Annotated in this window: 14 protein-coding genes; 12 read left to right on the plus strand and 2 right to left on the minus strand. The window is 69.2% G+C overall.

What is annotated here, in order from left to right:
* The first annotated feature begins 1 nt into the window (after position 1).
* From VHR41_05180 to VHR41_05225, 10 genes are read left to right on the plus strand one after another with little or no spacing between them, the layout of a single operon-like run.
* Positions 2-1,159, plus strand: coding sequence for an ATP-grasp domain-containing protein (locus tag VHR41_05180; GenBank protein ID HEX3233565.1), 1,158 nt, complete (start codon positions 2-4; stop codon positions 1,157-1,159).
* Positions 1,156-2,433 carry a hypothetical protein gene (locus tag VHR41_05185; GenBank protein ID HEX3233566.1) on the plus strand — a complete coding sequence of 426 codons (1,278 nt, stop codon included), beginning with the start codon at positions 1,156-1,158 and terminating at the stop codon, positions 2,431-2,433. The genes VHR41_05180 and VHR41_05185 overlap by 4 nt, the downstream gene beginning before the upstream one ends.
* Positions 2,430-4,082: a formylmethanofuran dehydrogenase subunit A gene (locus tag VHR41_05190; protein HEX3233567.1), complete on the plus strand. Its 1,653-nt coding sequence runs from the start codon at positions 2,430-2,432 to the stop codon at positions 4,080-4,082. Before VHR41_05185 ends, VHR41_05190 begins: the two co-directional genes overlap by 4 nt.
* Before the next feature lie 10 nt (positions 4,083-4,092).
* Positions 4,093-4,998, plus strand: coding sequence for a formylmethanofuran--tetrahydromethanopterin N-formyltransferase (gene fhcD / locus VHR41_05195; protein HEX3233568.1), 906 nt, complete (start codon positions 4,093-4,095; stop codon positions 4,996-4,998).
* Positions 4,995-5,684 (plus strand): hypothetical protein, encoded by a 690-nt coding sequence (locus VHR41_05200; GenBank protein HEX3233569.1) that lies wholly within the window; start codon positions 4,995-4,997, stop codon positions 5,682-5,684. The genes fhcD and VHR41_05200 overlap by 4 nt, the downstream gene beginning before the upstream one ends.
* On the plus strand, positions 5,681-6,664 hold the full coding sequence (gene mch, locus VHR41_05205; GenBank protein HEX3233570.1) for a methenyltetrahydromethanopterin cyclohydrolase: 984 nt from the start codon (positions 5,681-5,683) through the stop codon (positions 6,662-6,664). Before VHR41_05200 ends, mch begins: the two co-directional genes overlap by 4 nt.
* A 33-nt stretch (positions 6,665-6,697) precedes the next feature.
* The gene (locus VHR41_05210) at positions 6,698-7,480 is read left to right on the plus strand and encodes an EthD family reductase (GenBank protein HEX3233571.1); all 783 of its coding nucleotides are present in this window, start codon (positions 6,698-6,700) and stop codon (positions 7,478-7,480) included.
* A gap of 1 nt (position 7,481) precedes the next feature.
* Positions 7,482-8,351 carry a RimK family alpha-L-glutamate ligase gene (locus VHR41_05215; GenBank protein ID HEX3233572.1) on the plus strand — a complete coding sequence of 290 codons (870 nt, stop codon included), beginning with the start codon at positions 7,482-7,484 and terminating at the stop codon, positions 8,349-8,351.
* On the plus strand, positions 8,339-9,196 hold the full coding sequence (locus VHR41_05220; GenBank protein HEX3233573.1) for a triphosphoribosyl-dephospho-CoA synthase: 858 nt from the start codon (positions 8,339-8,341) through the stop codon (positions 9,194-9,196). Before VHR41_05215 ends, VHR41_05220 begins: the two co-directional genes overlap by 13 nt.
* Positions 9,197-9,206: 10 nt before the next feature.
* On the plus strand, positions 9,207-9,710 hold the full coding sequence (locus tag VHR41_05225) for a 6-carboxytetrahydropterin synthase (GenBank protein HEX3233574.1): 504 nt from the start codon (positions 9,207-9,209) through the stop codon (positions 9,708-9,710).
* On the opposite strand, the gene VHR41_05230 is transcribed toward VHR41_05225, so the two are convergent.
* Positions 9,683-10,534, minus strand: a complete 852-nt coding sequence (locus tag VHR41_05230; protein HEX3233575.1) for a HisA/HisF-related TIM barrel protein — start codon at positions 10,532-10,534, stop codon at positions 9,683-9,685. The two genes, VHR41_05225 and VHR41_05230, sit on opposite strands and share 28 nt — an antisense overlap.
* 43 nt (positions 10,535-10,577) lie before the next feature.
* Here VHR41_05230 and VHR41_05235 point away from each other — a divergent pair, with 43 nt between their 5' ends.
* Entirely contained in the window at positions 10,578-11,630 is a 1,053-nt protein-coding gene (locus VHR41_05235) for a hydantoinase/oxoprolinase family protein (GenBank protein ID HEX3233576.1), read from the plus strand.
* Positions 11,627-12,196: a hypothetical protein gene (locus VHR41_05240; protein ID HEX3233577.1), complete on the plus strand. Its 570-nt coding sequence runs from the start codon at positions 11,627-11,629 to the stop codon at positions 12,194-12,196. The genes VHR41_05235 and VHR41_05240 overlap by 4 nt, the downstream gene beginning before the upstream one ends.
* A 4-nt stretch (positions 12,197-12,200) precedes the next feature.
* Here VHR41_05240 and VHR41_05245 read toward each other — a convergent pair whose 3' ends face one another.
* Positions 12,201-15,290, minus strand: a complete 3,090-nt coding sequence (locus tag VHR41_05245) for an EAL domain-containing protein (GenBank protein ID HEX3233578.1) — start codon at positions 15,288-15,290, stop codon at positions 12,201-12,203.
* Positions 15,291-15,401: the final 111 nt, after the last annotated feature.

The following is a 15,401-nucleotide window of genomic DNA, read 5'->3' on the forward strand; positions in this document are numbered from 1 at the left end:
GATGCCGGAGCGGCGGGAGCATCTGCTGATCGTCGGTGTATCGACGCGCGCGCTGGCCGCTTCCGCCGCGCGAGCGGGTTACCGGGTGACGGCGGTGGACGCCTTCGGGGACCTGGATCTGCGTGCGGTGGCCGAGGTGCTCGCCGCCGGCACGGGAGCGGGCCGCTTCAGCCCGATCGAGGCCGTGGAATCGGGGCGGAGCGTCACGGCCTCACTTGCGACCTACACTTCCAGCTTGGAGAACTACCCCGACGCCGTCGCCTCGCTGGCCATAGGCCGGCGCCTGCTGGGAAACCCGCCCGCCGTGCTCCGCCAAGTCCGCAACCCGATCAGCCTGTCGCGGAGCCTTCGAGCTGGAGGGTTTGCGGTCCCCGAGACCCGGGCCAGCCCTCCGGCCGATCGACGGCTCGGCCGCCGATGGCTGGTGAAGCCGCGCCGGTCGGGTGGGGGACACGGGACCGTCCCATGGCGCGCCGGAGCGGGAGTGCCAAGGCGATCGTATCTCCAGGAGCGGATCCCCGGACCCGCCGGGTCCATCGTGTTCCTGGCCGATGGTGGCCGCGCCTTACCGCTTGGCCTCTCGCGCCAGCTGGTGGGCGAGCCGGCGTTCGGGGCGCAGGGCTTTCGCTACTGTGGCAGTCTTCTGGCCGGCACACGCCAGCCGGTGTTCGAGCGGCAGAATGACCTGCTCGGTGCAGCAGGGGCGTTGGCGCAAGCGGTAACGGAGCAGTTCGGGCTGGTGGGGCTCAACGGCGTCGACTTCATCGCCAGGGACGGCGTGCCGTACCCCATCGAGGTGAATCCCCGGTATTCCGCCTCGATGGAGCTGGTGGAGCGTGCCAACGGCCTCTCCCTCTTCGAGCTGCATCGCGCCGCCTGCGAGGGGACGCTGCCTGCCGGGCTGCCCGCGCTGCGGGCAGTGGCCGCCAAGGCGATCGTCTTCGCCCGACGTGACGTGATCGTGGGCGACACTCTGCGCTGGACGGCCGGCGGCGATGTAGCGGACGTGCCCCAGCCCGGCGAGCGCATACGGGCAGGCCATCCGATCTGCACCATCTTTGCCGGCGGGGCGGACTCAGATGCCTGCGTTCAGCGCCTCAAGGCCGGCGCCGAGCGCATCTATCGAACGATCGAGAGCCGCGCGCGAGGTGCCGCGTGACGGCGTCACGTGCGAAGGTCGAACCGGTGACCTGCCTCGGCTGTGGCTGTGTCTGCGATGATGTGAACGTCCAGGTCAGCGATGGGCGTATCGTCGCGGTCACGCCCGAGTGCCCGGTGGCTCGCACGTGGTTCGGCGACGGCTCGGTTCCGGAGAGGGTGCTGCGCGACGGCGCCGCCGCCGAGCTCAGCGATGCGCTCACGGAGGCCGCCGCTCTGCTCACCCACTCGGCCGGACGCGTCCTGGTCTATCTCGCTCCCGAGCTGAGCACGCAGGCCCAGCGGACCGCGCTGGCCCTCGCGGATTTGCTCAGGGCCAGGGTGGACAGTGCCACTTCGGAACCGGCGGCCGCGGGCCTGCTTGCCGCACAGCGACGGGGCCGCGCCACCGCGACGTTGGGAGAGATCCGTAACCGGGCCGACGTGCTCCTCTTCTGGGGGGTCGACCCCACGACTCGATATCCCCGGTATCTCTCGCGCTACGCGCTCGATCCCGAAGGCAGCCACGTGCCCGGCGGGCGGCGTGGGCGCAAAGTGATCTCGGTCCATGTCGGCGAGGCGCGCGGTCCCGCCGGGGCGGAGCTGGAGGTGACGCTCGATCCCGCGGACGAGATCGGCGCGCTCTCAGTCATGCGGGCAACCGTGCTCGGCAACGCTCTGGACCCGCTGCCTCCGGCCTTGCAAGGGGCCGCCCGGGCGGCCGGCGAGCTGCTCTCGGCGCGCTACGCCGTACTGGTGCACGAAGCGGAGCCCAGCCGCCTCACGCCCGACCCCTTTCGAGCGGAGGGGCTCATCGCGCTGGTCCAGGCGCTCAACGGACCCACCCGTGCCGCGCTCAGCAGCCTTCGCGCCGGGGGGAACCGCTCGGGGGCCGAGTCGGTCCTGACCTGGCAAACAGGGTACCCGCTCGCCGTCGACTTCGCGGCCGGATTTCCCCGGTACACGCCGTCGACACGGGGTCTGGCGAGTGCCGGCGCCGGCGTTACCGCGGTGCTCATCGCCGGAAACACCGCCGGGCTCGGGGCGGACGCATCGGCCACGCTCGGACGAGTGCCGACCGTGGTGATCGGGCCGCGTGCCAGCGAGGCCCCGTTCACCGCCCGGGTGGCCATCGACACGGGTGTGGCCGGCATCCACGAGGCGGGAATCGCCTATCGGATGGACGAGATGCCGCTTCCGTTGCGGCCGCCGCTATCCGGCCGCCGATCCGCGGCGGGAACGCTGGAGGCGCTGCTTACCGTCGTGCACCAGCGACTCCGTGAGCGGTCCACATGAGCAGCCGCGACGCGCTCCGTATCACCGGTGGATCGGTACACGACCCGGCGAACGGCGTCGATGGCGAGGTGCGCGACGTCTGCATCGAAGATGGACGCATCGTGGAGCGCCTCCCGCAGGGTGCCCCGACCCTGGATGCGAACGGCATGGTGGTGATGCCTGGCGGGGTGGACATCCATTCCCATTTTGCCAGCTCCAGCTGCAATCACGCGCGCCGGCTGATCCCCGACGAGCACGCCGCCAATCCGGCGCTCGCCCCCGAGCTGCTGGATGGCGAGACGCCCGCGCGCTCAGGGACCGGTGGGACGGTGCCGAGCACATTTACCACCGGCTACCGCTACGCCGGCCTGGGCTACACGACGGCGTTCGACGCCGCGGTTGCCCCGCTCACGGCGCGGCACAGCCATGCGGAGCTGGACGACACGCCTTGTGTGGACGGCGGGATCTTCGTCCTGATGGGCAACGACGAGTATCTGCTCCGTCAGATCGAGGCGGGAGAGCGGGACCGGGCCCGAGACTACGCGGCCTGGCTGCTCCAGTCCACCGGCGGCTACGCGGTCAAGATCGTGAACCCGGGCGGGGTGGAGGCCTGGAAGGGCGGCCAGCGGAACGTCACGGGGCTGGACGACGCGATCGGCGGGCGCAAGGTGACGCCGCGTTCGATTCTGGAGACGCTCGCCGATGCGGCTAACGCCCTCCGGCTCCCGCACCCCGTGCACATCCATGCCAACAACCTGGGCGTGGCGGGGAACGCCGCGACCACGCTCGCGAGCATGGAGGCCCTGGCCGGCCGACGGGCGCACTTCACCCATCTCCAGTTCCACTGTTACGGCGGCGGCAACGGCCAGCCGTGGAGCTCGGCGGCCTCCAAGGTGATCGAGTACGTCAACGCCCACCCGGAGGTGAGCACCGACGTGGGCCAGGTGATGTTCGGGCCCGCCATGACGATCACGGCGGACGCGCCGGTGGAATACCTGCTTCACAAGAGCAGCGGGCGGCGGTGGACCAACATCGACATCGAGCTGGAGACCGGATGCGGCATCGTGCCGCTCACCTACAAGGACAAGGCGGCCGTCTCCGCGCTGCAGTGGGCGATCGGGCTCGAGTTGTTCCTGTTGAGCCAGGACCCCTGGCGGGTGGTGCTGTCTACCGATCACCCGAACGGCGGCTCCTTTCTCTCGTACCCCGCTCTCATCCAGCTGCTGATGGACCGCTCGGTCCGGGACGAGCGGCTCAAGCTGGCGAATCCGAGACTGCTCGCGGGAAGTGCCCTGGCCGACGGACTGGCGCGGGAATACAGCCTGAACGAGATCGCCATCATCACTCGTGCGGGACCCGCGCGGCTGCTGGGGCTGACTCGGAAGGGCCACCTCGGACCCGGCGCGGACGCGGACGTGACGATCTACAGCCGGGAAACTGATCTGGCCAAGATGTTCGCGACACCGCGCTATGTGCTTAAGCAGGGCGCTTTGATCGTGGAGGAGGGACAGCTCCGCCGTGCCCTTCGGGGCCGCCGGCTGCGGGTGGCCCCGGGCTACGACCCGGCCGTGCTACCCGGCCTCAAGCGCCACTTCGACGCCTTCTCTTCGGTCTGTTTCGCCAACTACCCGGTGCAGAACCTGCCCGGCGATCCGGTGCCGGTCGGATGAGGGCGACCTCATGAACCTCCGCGGCGTCTTCATCGAGGACACCTTCGCGGAAGCGTTCACCATGCGGGTGGCGCGAATCATCATCACCGCCCGGAACGAACGCTGGGCCCGCGAGGCCGCGCTCAAGCTCACCGGCTTCGCCACGTCGGTGATCGGCTGCAAGTGCGAGGCGGGGATCGAGCGGCTGCTGGGCAGCGGAGACACGCCGGACGGGCGGCCCGGCGTCAGCATCCTCTTCATGACCATGGGCAAGGATGACATGGGCAAGCGCCTGATCGAGCGCATCGGGCAGACGGTGCTCACCTGTCCCACCACCGCCTGTTACGACGGCCTCCCCGGCGTGCCCGACCGTGTCGGCGTCGGCTCGGCGCTCCGCTTCTTCGGTGATGGCTTTCAGGCGAGCAAGGTCATCGCCGGCGAGCGATTCTGGCGGATCCCGGTAATGGAGGGCGAGTTCCTGGTTCAAGAGAAGTTCGGCATGCAGAAGGGGGTCGGCGGGGGAAACTTCCTGATCCTGGCGCGGGGCGCCGACGCGGCCCTGGCTGCGGCGGAAGCCGCGGCCGATGTCATGTCCTCCCGGACCGGGGTGATCCTGCCTTTTCCCGGCGGCGTCGTCCGCAGCGGGAGCAAGGTGGGATCCCGGCGAATCAAGAGCATGATCGCTTCGACCAACGACGCATTCTGCCCCACCTTGCGCGCGGTGACCGCGTCCGCCCTGCCCGACGGGGTCAACTCGGTGCTCGAGATCGTCATCAACGGCACCGACGCCGATGCCATCGCCGGAGCCATGCGGGTGGGGATCGACGCCGCATGCCAAGAGGGCGTCGTCTCCATCACGGCCGGGAACTACGGCGGGAAGCTGGGCCCGCACCACTTCCACCTGCGGAAGATCATGGCCGCCGAGGCGCCGGCGTGAGCGACGGGCTGCGTGCCCGGCTTCGTGCCCCGCTCCCGGCACGTGCCGACCTGGGAGATGTCCTGTCCACCCCTTGGGCAACGCTCGGGGCGGCCGAACTGGCCCGGCGTCCGGTTGCCGTAGAGGGTCATGGAGCGCTCACGGTGGGAGACCTGTTCGACCTCGGGGGCGAGCCCCAGGGCCGGATCCGGTTCGAGGGCGACCTGGCCGAGGCCGACCGGCTCGGCGCGCGACTGTCGGAGGGCGAGGTGATCGTCGAAGGCAATCTCGGACGCGAGGCCGGTCTGGGCATGACCGGGGGCGAGCTCATCGTGCGAGGGTCCGCCGGCCCGCAGGCGGGCGCGCGGATGCGCCGGGGGCTCGTCGTGATCGCGGGGAGCGCTGGGAGTCACGCGGGGGCGGGCATGATCGCGGGCACCGTCATCGTCTTCGGCGGCATCGGCGCGGCGGCTGGCCTCTGGTCCAAGCGGGGTTCGCTGGTGGCGCTCGGCTCCGTGACCGTGCCGCCCACGTACCGGTACGCCTGCACCTACCAGCCGGTGCACCTTCGGGTCACCTTCACCCACCTGCAGTCCCGCCATGGCCTTCCTGTGGAGGACCGACACCTCATGGGCTTCTACCGGCGGTACAGCGGCGATCTGGCCGACCTGGGCAAGGGAGAAATTCTCGCATGGACTCCGGAATGACCACACTCATGGACAGCGGAATGACCACACTGCGGATGAACGACCTGGCCGCGGAGATCGCCGACGGGATGGAGGAGCACGCCTCGACGCTCCGGGTGAAGGCCACCACGCTCCCGGGGGGCGCCCGGGTGATCGACGCCGGCGTAGAGGCCGACGGCGGCTACGACGCCGGGCTGGCGCTGGCGGAGATCTGCATGGGGGGCCTGGGTAACGTGGCGTACACTCCGCTGCAGATCGGCGGCCAGGCCTGGGCGGGGGTCACTGTCTGGACCGACCATCCCGCCGTCTCCTGCATGGCCTCGCAGTACGCCGGCTGGGCTATCTCGGTGGAGAAGTTCTTCGCCATGGGATCCGGGCCGCTCCGGGCGCACGCCCGGGTGGAGCGCGAGCTGTTCGAGAAGCTGGCCTACGCGGAGGAGGCCACCCGCGGCGTGCTGGTGCTGGAGGGCCGAACGCTCCCCACCGATGCGGTGGCCGCCTGGGTGGCGCAGAAGGCGCACCTTCAGCCATCCCAGCTCACCTTCGTCATCGCGCCCACGGCGAGTATCGCCGGCGGGGTGCAGATCTCGGCTCGAATCCTGGAGACAGGCCTGCACAAGATGGAGACGCTCGGCTTCGACGTGACTCGGATGGTGAGCGCCATGGGCACGGCGCCGATTCCACCGGTGGCAAAGAACGACCTTCGCGCCATCGGTCGCACCAACGACTGCATCCTCTACGGGGGTCAGGCGCGGTACCTCGTTCGCGCGGGCGACGCCGAGCTGGCGGAGCTCGCGCCCAAGGTGCCGGCCTCCTCGTCCCGGGACTACGGCACCGCGTTCTACGACATCTTTCAGCGCTACCAAGGCGATTTCTACAAGATCGACCCCCTGCTGTTCAGCCCGGCGGAGGTCTGGCTCACCAGCGCCGAAACCGGGCGGACATTCCACGCCGGACAGCTCAACGCCGAGGTGCTCACGGCCTCGTGCTACCCCAGCTGATCCGGACAATCCACGCTGACCCAGGAGCTTCCGATGCGACGGTTTCCCAGTTGGTGGCTGGTTCCCGCGATGGCCCTCACGGCGTGCAGCAAGCCCGCCGACAAAGCGGCGGAGACTCCCGCGGCCGACACCACCGCGGCGGCCGCGCCCGCCCCGGCGCCGACCGGGCCCCAGGCAATCGTGACGGTGCTGTACCAGACCCCCAAGGACACCGCGGCGTTCGAGAAGTACTATCGGGAGACCCACCTGCCGCTGGTGAGCGCGGGCCAGCAGGAGATCGGCTTCACCAGGGCGGAGCTGACCAGGTTCATCAGCGCGCTGGACGGGAAGAAGCCGGCGTTCTATCGCCAGGCCGAGCTCTACTTCAATTCGCTGGAGGACCTCAAGAAGGGCACGGCCACCCCGGCCTTCAAGAAAGTGGGCGACGATTTCAAGAACTTCGACACCCACGGTCTGGTCGGCATGGTGGCGGTGGAAACGGGCGACAAGGGGACGGCCGCCTGCCCCGCCCTGGTCACCGTCATCTACAACACGCCCAAGGACACCGCGGCGTTCGAGAAGTACTATGCGGCCACCCACCTGCCGCTGGTGGGCGCGGTACAGAAGGAGATCGGCTTCGTGCGGGCCGACCTCACCAGGTTCGTCTCGAACCTCGACGGCTCCGCTCCGGCCAAGTACCGGCAGGCGGAGCTCTGCTTCAACTCGATGGACGAGCTCAAGAAGGGCACCGCTACGCCTGGCTTCAAGAAAGTGGGCGATGACTTCAAGAACTTCGTGACCAACGGCCTCACCGGCCTCATCGGCGAGCAACAGTAGCCTGCATCTCGTCGTCCTCGCCGCCCGTGAAGGGTGGCACACCCGTGAACTGACCCGCGCGCTCCAGGCGCGCGGGCACACCGGGGCCATCGTGCCCTACGAGGGCCTGGTCGCGACCATCGGGCGCCAGGCCGGTCTCCGAAGCGGTACGGCCGAGCTCGACCACGCCGACGCGGTACTCGCCCGCATCATCCCTTCCGGATCGCTGGAACAGATCATCTACCGGGTGGACGCGCTGCATCGGTTGGAGGACCGCGGCGTCCGGCTCATGAACTCCCCGCGAGCGATCGAGCGGACGGTCGACAAATTCTGGACCTCGGCACTGCTCGAACAATGCGGCATCCCCACGCCGGAGACGATCGTCTGTGAGAGCGTGGACGAAGCGTTCGCCGCCTTCCGCGCCATGGGCGACGTCATCCTGAAGCCGCTGTTCGGCTCGATGGGACTCGGCATGGTACGGGTGAGCGACGAAGACATGGCCTTTCGGGTCTTCAAGACCGTCGAACAGATCCGCGGCGTGTTCTACCTGCAGCGGGCCATCGAGCACGAGGGCCGTGACATCCGTGCGTTTGTGCTGGGCGGGCGAGTGCTCGGAGCGATCGAGCGGCGGTCGGAAGGGTGGCGAACCAACCTGGCCCGCGGCGGCAGCGCCCGCGCGCTCGAGCTGCCCGGGGACTGGGCCAGCCTCGCCGTCCGGGCCGCCGCCGCGGTGGGCGCGGAGTACGCCGGGGTCGACCTTCTGCCGGCGCGAGATGGCACGCTCCACGTGCTGGAGGTCAACGGCATTCCCGGCTGGGAAGGGCTGCAGGAGGCCACGGGGCTGGACGTCGCGGGAGCCATCGTCGATCAGCTCACCGGATGCAGGGCCTGAGCAGTCCGGCGGACGTGGCGGCGGCGGCCCAGCTCGCCTGCCTGCTCGAGGCCAGCGCTCCGAAACCGGGCAACGTCGCGCCTGAGCGGCATTTTCGCGATACGCGGTATGAGGACTTTCTGGCGAGTGCCGTGGCCATCGGCCCGGCGCTGAGCACGGCCGGGAGCCGGCCCCTCGGCGAGGTCATCCAGGCGGCCGCCGAGGCCACCGCTCGCTGGGCGCGGGCGAATACCAATCTGGGGATCATCCTGCTGCTGGCGCCGTTGGCCCGCGCGGCGGTCCGTCCTGGTGGCACCCTGCGTGACCGGGTGCGTGGGGTGCTGTCGGAGACCACCGTAGACGATGCCGCCGCGGTCTACGCCGCCATCCGACTGGCCCGGCCGGGCGGGCTCGGGCGTGCCGACGTGGAGGATGTAGCCGCAGCACCGACTGTGACGCTGCGCCAGGCGATGGCCCTGGCAGCGGAGCGAGATGCGGTCGCCCGGGAATACGTCACCGACTTCGCCACCACCTTCGAGGTCGGCGCTCCGGCACTTCGCGCCGCCCGCGCGGACGGGCTGGCCTGGAGCGATGCGACGGTCGAGGCATTCCTGGCTCTGCTTGGGACCGGACCGGACACGCACATCGCCCGGAAGCTAGGCGCCGACGCAGCCGCGGCCGTTTCCCGGCGCGCCCGCCAGGTCACGGCCACGGGCGGAGTGAGACAGGCCGCCGGCCGGGAGGCACTCGCCAGACTGGACGCCGAGCTTCGAGATCCGACCAACAGCCGGAATCCCGGCACTACGGCGGATCTCACCTGTGCCGCGCTCTTCGTCGTTATACTTGAAGGCGGTTGGGACCGCTGAGGAGAACGTCGTGCAGAGCACTTTCCGCGTACAAGTCAGCAAGGACTACCTGGTCTTCGCCTCGGCGCACTTCATCACGTTCCGGGGCCACCAGTGCGAGTCGCTGCATGGACACAACTACCGGGTCGGCGTGGCGGTCGAAGGCAGCGTGGATACCGAGTGCAACCTGGTCCTGGATTTCAGCGTCCTCAAGCAGATCACCCGGCAGCTGGTCGACGAGATCGACCACAAGGTGCTGCTGCCGACCGAGAACCCCAAGTTGGCCTTTCGGGACGAGGGGGGCCGGCTCGCGGTGGACTACTTCGGGGAGCCAACGTATGTCTTCCCCAAGAGCGACTGTGCCCTGCTCCCCATCAAGAACAGCACGGCGGAAATGCTGGCACAGTACCTCGGGTCGCGGGTGCGTGAGGAGCTGACCCGGAGCGGGTACGGCCATCTGACGCTGCTGGAGTTCGAGGTTGAGGAGAACTACGGGCAGTCGGCGACCTACCGCGAGAATCTCGCGTCGGACTGACGAGACTCACCTATCCGGTTCACCGCCTCAGGCGTTTCGCGGCGGGAAGCGCCAGACTCCCTGTCGCTGGCCTCCCGCATCTCCGCGGCGAACATACCGAAGGTGTCGGCAGTAACGGTTCCGTCGTGGAGCGCGCTGGCCACCAGGGCGCCATCACACCCCGCATCGCGCATCCGCTCGAGATCGCGGGGGTTCCCTACGCCACCGCCGGCGAGCAGCCGAACGTGAGGGAAGCGGCGCCGTAGCTTCTCGAGTAGCTCCAGATCCAAACCCCGTCCCGTCCCGACTCGCCCGAGATCCAGCACCAGCAGGCAGGTGGCCCCGGCCTCTATCGCCTGGGCGGCGAGGCTCAGAGCATCAGTCATCGGACCGTCCCTGGGTTCGAAGCGTGAGTGAACGAGGGGTCCGCCCATGCGCAGATCGAGGCTGAAGACGACCCGGGAAGTCCCGACAGCATCGATGACCTCAACGAGGCCAGCAAAGTCGCGGAGCGTCTCGAGGCCCACGACGACGACGCTGGCGCCATAGGAGAGGAGCTCCAGGGCGCGGTCCGGTGAATCAGTTCCCGCGTCCACCAGCAGTGGACCGGCCGCCCCCTCCGGCTCGGCCATGTGGCGAATGGCGGCGCTCTGAACCGCGCCACCGGCAATGGCATCCAGATCGGCGAGATAACAGCTTCCCGCGCCGAGTTGCTCGCGAAAGGCGCGGATGAGAGCGATGGGATCGCCGGCGCCGTCGGGGAGCAGGACGGACCGGACCGGCTGATAGGTCGCGCGGTCCCCCGCCCTGGCATGGACCGCGACGCCGCCGGACAAGTCGATCACGGGAATGATCTCCATTCAGCATAGTACCGGAGCCGGGAGTCGGATGGCCAGACGCGACGCCACGACCGTCATCGGGTGGGATATCGGCGGGGTGAACACCAAGGCCGCGCGGGTAGACCCCCGCGCCGGAGAGAGCCCGGAGTTCCGGGCCGTCTCCGCACCCTACGAGCTATGGCACGAACCTGACGCCCTGGTGCCCACACTCCTGCGGCTGGCGCGCGACCTGGAGTGCCCCGAGGGGAGTCCCCACGCCGTCACCATGACCGCTGAGCTCTCGCAGCTGTTCCGGACCAAGCGCGACGGAGTCGAGTTCATCCTGGATTCGCTGGCGACCGCGCTGCCGGGCCAGCCGCTGCAGGTCTACACTGTCGGCGGACGCTTCATCGGTGCCGGGGAGGCGCGGAATCGACCGCTCGAGGTCGCCGCCTCGAACTGGGCCGCCACGGCCAGGCTGGTGGGTCGGCTGGTTCCGGATGCGATCCTGATCGACATCGGCACCACGTCCACCGACCTCATCCCCATCGTGGGAGGCCGGGTCGAGGCCGTGGGACGGACCGATCCGGCGAGGCTCTCGAGTGGCGAGCTGGTCTACACCGGCGCGCTCCGTACGCCGACCGAGGCGCTGGCGCGAGACGTACCGCTGTGGGGTGGCCGCGCCGCAGTCTCGGCGGAGGGGTTCGCGCTGATCGGAGACGTACATCTCTGGCTGGGGCGCCTCGCTCCGGACGACTACACCGTTCCGAGCCCGGACGGCCGGCCGGCCACCCGGGAGTTCGCGGGGGAGCGGCTGGCCCGAGTCGTCTGCGGCGACCGGGAGATGCTGGACGAGGCTGCGATCGATGAGATCGCCCGAGCGCTGGCGGAAGCGCAGGTGGAGCTGGTGGCAGCGGCGCTGGAGCGTGTCCGGCAGCGCTGGCCGCGGGTGAGCACCGCGGTCGTGACCGGCCTCGGCGACTTCATCGCGGCAGAGGCCGCCTCGAGAGCCGGTCTCCGTGTCATGCCGTTGTCCGACCGGCTCGGCCCCGCGGCACGCACCGCGCCCGCTCTGGCCGTGGCATGGCTGCTGTCCGACGAGCTGGCAAGCCTGCCCAGATGAGGGCGCTGACGGTGATCAAGGTCGGAGGCGGACTCAGCGCCGTTCCCGGCGCGCTCGACCTGGTGTGCCGCACCGTGTCGCAGCTGGCAGAGGGCAACCGCATTGTGGTGGTGCCGGGCGGCGGGCCGTTCGCCGACCAGGTGCGCGCGTTCGACACCTCCTACGGCCTGTCCGCCGATGCCGCTCATTGGATGTCGATCCTGGCGATGGATCAGTACGCGCACGTACTGACCGAGCGGATCGCAGGGGCGGCCATGCTGGAGGACCCGGGAGCCATCGAGGAGGCCATCGGAAGGGCCGGCGTCGCCGTGCTCGCCCCCTCGCGGTGGATGCGAGCCGCCGACGTCCTGCCGCACGCATGGGAGGCCACCAGCGACAGCGTGGCGGCGTTCGTCGCGGGGGCGCTCGATGCCTCGCGACTGGTCCTGGTAAAACCCGGAGCGGTGGAGGGTGCCAAGGTGGTGGATCCGTGCTTCCGATCCGTGCTGCCTGCCGGTCTTCCCTGCACGCTTCTGCCCTGGAATCGAATCGGCGAGCTGGCCCAACTCCTCGCTGCGACCCGCTGATGGGTCAGCCGGCCTTGGACTCGGGAACCCGGGTGCGTCGCGGGATGGTACGCGTGGTGGGACGGTTCCCGGCGAGGAACTCAGTCAACTGGTCGAACGTCACCGGGCGGCCGAAGAGATACCCCTGCATTGCGTCACACCCCTGCCGACGCAGTAGCAGACTCTGCGCGTCGGTCTCGACTCCCTCCGCCACGACCTTGAGCCCGAGCGCGTGCCCCATCGCGATCATTGCGATGGTGATGGCGGCATCGTCCGGATGGCTGGTGATCTCGCGGATGAAGCAGCGGTCGATCTTGAGGGTATCCAGGGGAAAGCGCTTCAGGTAGCTGAAGGACGAGTACCCGGTGCCGAAGTCGTCGACCGACAGGTGCAGACCCATCGCCCGGAGCGCGTGCAGCGTGTCGGTGCCCTCCTTCTGATGATTCACCAGGACGCTCTCGGTCAGCTCCAGCCCGAGATAGCGCGAATCCAGCGCGGATTCCTGGAGGACCCGCCCGACGGCCTCGATGAGACTGCGTTTGATCTGACGACTCGAGAGATTCACGTTCACCCGGATCGGCGGCAACCCCCGGGCCTGCCACGCGCGGTTGTCGAGACAGGCGCGCCGCAGCACCCACTCGCCCAGCGGCACGATCATCCCGTTCTCCTCCGCCAGCGCGATGAACTCCGAAGGCAACAGCAGGCCGAGGTCCGGATGGCGCCAGCGCACCAGCGCCTCGGTACCGACCGTGGCCCCGGTCCGGGCGTCGACGATCGGCTGATAGTGCAGCTCGAACTCTTCCCGGTCGAGTGCGCGGCGGAGCGAGTTCTCCAGCGTCAGGCGCTGCAGCGCGCTGGCGTTCATCGACCGGGAGTACGTCTGATAGCTGCCTCCACCCTGCTCCTTGGCCTGGTACATCGCGGCGTCGGCGTGCATGAGCAGGGTCTCGAGGTCCTCGGCGTCCTGGGGATAGAACGCGATGCCGATGCTCGCGTTGACGAAGATCTCCCGGTCGCCCACCCGGACCGGATGCGCCAGACTGGAGAGGATCCGCCGGGCGAGCTTGGCGGCATCCTCGGGATCGCTGAGACCAGGCATGAGAACGGTGAACTCATCGCCACCCAGCCGGGCGACGTCCGGGGTAAGCGTGTGGCTGGCGGGCCCCACCTCGTCCTCCCGCTCGCGGCAGGAGCCTCGGAGCCGGAGCGCCACCTGCTGGAGCAGCTGGTCACCGGCTTCGTGGCCAAGACTGTCGTTGACCCGGCTGAAGTGATCCAGGTCGATGAAAAACGCCGCCACCTGGCGGCCACTCCGGTGCGCGTCCTCCAGGGCGCGGGACAGACGCTCCTTGTAGGACAATCGGTTGGGCAGCCCGGTCAGGCTGTCGTAATACGCCAGCGACCGCACCTGCTCCAGCATCTGGGCATTGACCAGTGCGATCGCCACCTGGTCCGCCAACCGGCGGACTTGGACCCGGTCGTCCTCGCCCCGGCCGCTCGAGACGGAGTCGCCCAGTGCGATGATCCCCATGAGTTGATGCTGAAAGCGGAGCGGCAGGACGACCACCGCGTTGGGCTCCAGTGCCAGGAGCGGCTCGAGATAGGAGGGTGCGCCGACCTCACTCGGGTCCAGCAGCTGGAGCTCGGGGCCGTCGAGCAGGTCCTGTACGTCGGCGGAGCGGAGATGGACCCGGGCGTATCGGCGGGTGTCGTCCCGGTAATCGTGAACCACGCTGGTCAGGGAGCTCGATCCGTTGGAAGCGATCAGCGTCACGCTCGCCAGGCTGCAGGGAAAGACGTCGCGTACCCGGACGAGCAGCGTATCCACGATCTCCGCCGTATTGGTGGCCGAGAGCACCGCGCGGTCGATTTCGGCCGCGGTCGACAGCGCCTGGAACTGGCGGCCCAATTGGCTGGCCATGGCGTTGAAGGAGGTGGCGAGCTCCTCGAACTCGTCCCGGCTGGAGACGCTGACCCGGCTGGCGAAGTCCCGCTGGGCGATGCGCCGGGTGCCCTGCTGCAGCTCGGCAAGCGGCATGAGGCTCCGCCGGATCTGACTCAGACTGAGCAGCAGTACCGTGAGGCTGGAGACCAGCACCACGCCGAGAAACATCTTGGTGAACTCCACCATCGGCCCCAGCACTTCGTCTCGCGTCTGGCTCAGCACCAGCGTCCAGACCGGCGCGGCAAACGCTTCGTCGAGCAGGATCGGCGAGGCCGCCGATACGAACGGAGGTTGATCGGTTCTGGTCGCGGCCGCCTCGCTCACCCCGGGCTCGACCTGGGACATCAGCTCGTCGCTGGAGACCTGGGATGCCGTGGACGACGCGAAGAGCAGGTGGCCCGACTCATCGGTCACGGAGATCAGGGTCGCCGGTGACGGCATGTTCTGATCGAGGGTACCCCAGAGGAACTGGGGACTGATCTCGCCGACCAGCAGCCCGCGCAGGTTGCCTCGACGCTGAACCCGGCGGATCAGATAGATCCGCGTGGGCAGGCCATCCCGCTGCTCGCCGAGGATCAGCGGGAGCCCGAGCGAGAGGTCGCTCTGGTTCGCAGGAGTGAGCGCCGGAACGTGGTCCAGCCGTCCGAAGACCGACACCCGGCCGGCGGTGTCTTCCGGCACGAACTCCAGCGCAACGAACCGCCGGCGGGCCAGCAGGTCCACGCCGGCGCTGAGTGTCCGGCTGGCCTCCCGATCCCAGCGATCCGGCGATGGCCGCTTGCTGGTCCCGGCGCGATCGATGACCACTCCTCCCAGCGCCAGCCGTCCCTCCTTACCAAAGCCTTGCGGACGGTTGCCCCGTGTGGCGCGACTGGGCTGGACGGGCGCCTCAGGCGGCCCGCCACGCTGGCTGGCCCCGGCTGGCTGAAGGGCGCGCGGGGGAATGCTCTTCAGGGTGGCGTCCAGCAGCAGGAGGCGCTCGAAGATGGCAAGCCCCAGGGCCTTGTTGCTCTGGCGGAGGCGGCTTTCGCTCTGGGTGCGGAGCTGCTGGGTGACGTGGCGATAGGACACTCCGGCCACCACCGCGATCGGCACGACGGCACAGCCGACGAACAACAGGAGCAGTCGGCGGCCGAACCTGCTCTGCAGGGGCGTCGAGCGGAGCGTCACGCGGATGTCCTGGCGACGGGAGAGCGGAAGGGCGGCCAACTCGAGACCGGGTAATGGGATGCCGACCCCGAACAACCGTCGAGCGAGCAATACTCATGCCCTCTGCCGGCC

The sequence above is a fragment of the Gemmatimonadales bacterium genome (genome assembly GCA_036265815.1).
Taxonomy (GTDB): Bacteria; Gemmatimonadota; Gemmatimonadetes; order Gemmatimonadales; family GWC2-71-9; genus CAVVWJ01.

Coding starts and splice junctions, on each gene's coding strand:
- VHR41_05180 (HEX3233565.1), top strand. CDS start 2: ATGCCGGAGCGGCGGGAGCATCTGCTGATCGTCGGTGTATCGACGCGC.
- VHR41_05190 (HEX3233567.1), top strand. CDS start 2,430: ATGAGCAGCCGCGACGCGCTCCGTATCACCGGTGGATCGGTACACGAC.
- fhcD (HEX3233568.1), top strand. CDS start 4,093: ATGAACCTCCGCGGCGTCTTCATCGAGGACACCTTCGCGGAAGCGTTC.
- mch (HEX3233570.1), top strand. CDS start 5,681: ATGACCACACTCATGGACAGCGGAATGACCACACTGCGGATGAACGAC.
- VHR41_05210 (HEX3233571.1), top strand. CDS start 6,698: ATGCGACGGTTTCCCAGTTGGTGGCTGGTTCCCGCGATGGCCCTCACG.
- VHR41_05220 (HEX3233573.1), top strand. CDS start 8,339: ATGCAGGGCCTGAGCAGTCCGGCGGACGTGGCGGCGGCGGCCCAGCTC.
- VHR41_05235 (HEX3233576.1), top strand. CDS start 10,578: ATGGCCAGACGCGACGCCACGACCGTCATCGGGTGGGATATCGGCGGG.
- VHR41_05240 (HEX3233577.1), top strand. CDS start 11,627: ATGAGGGCGCTGACGGTGATCAAGGTCGGAGGCGGACTCAGCGCCGTT.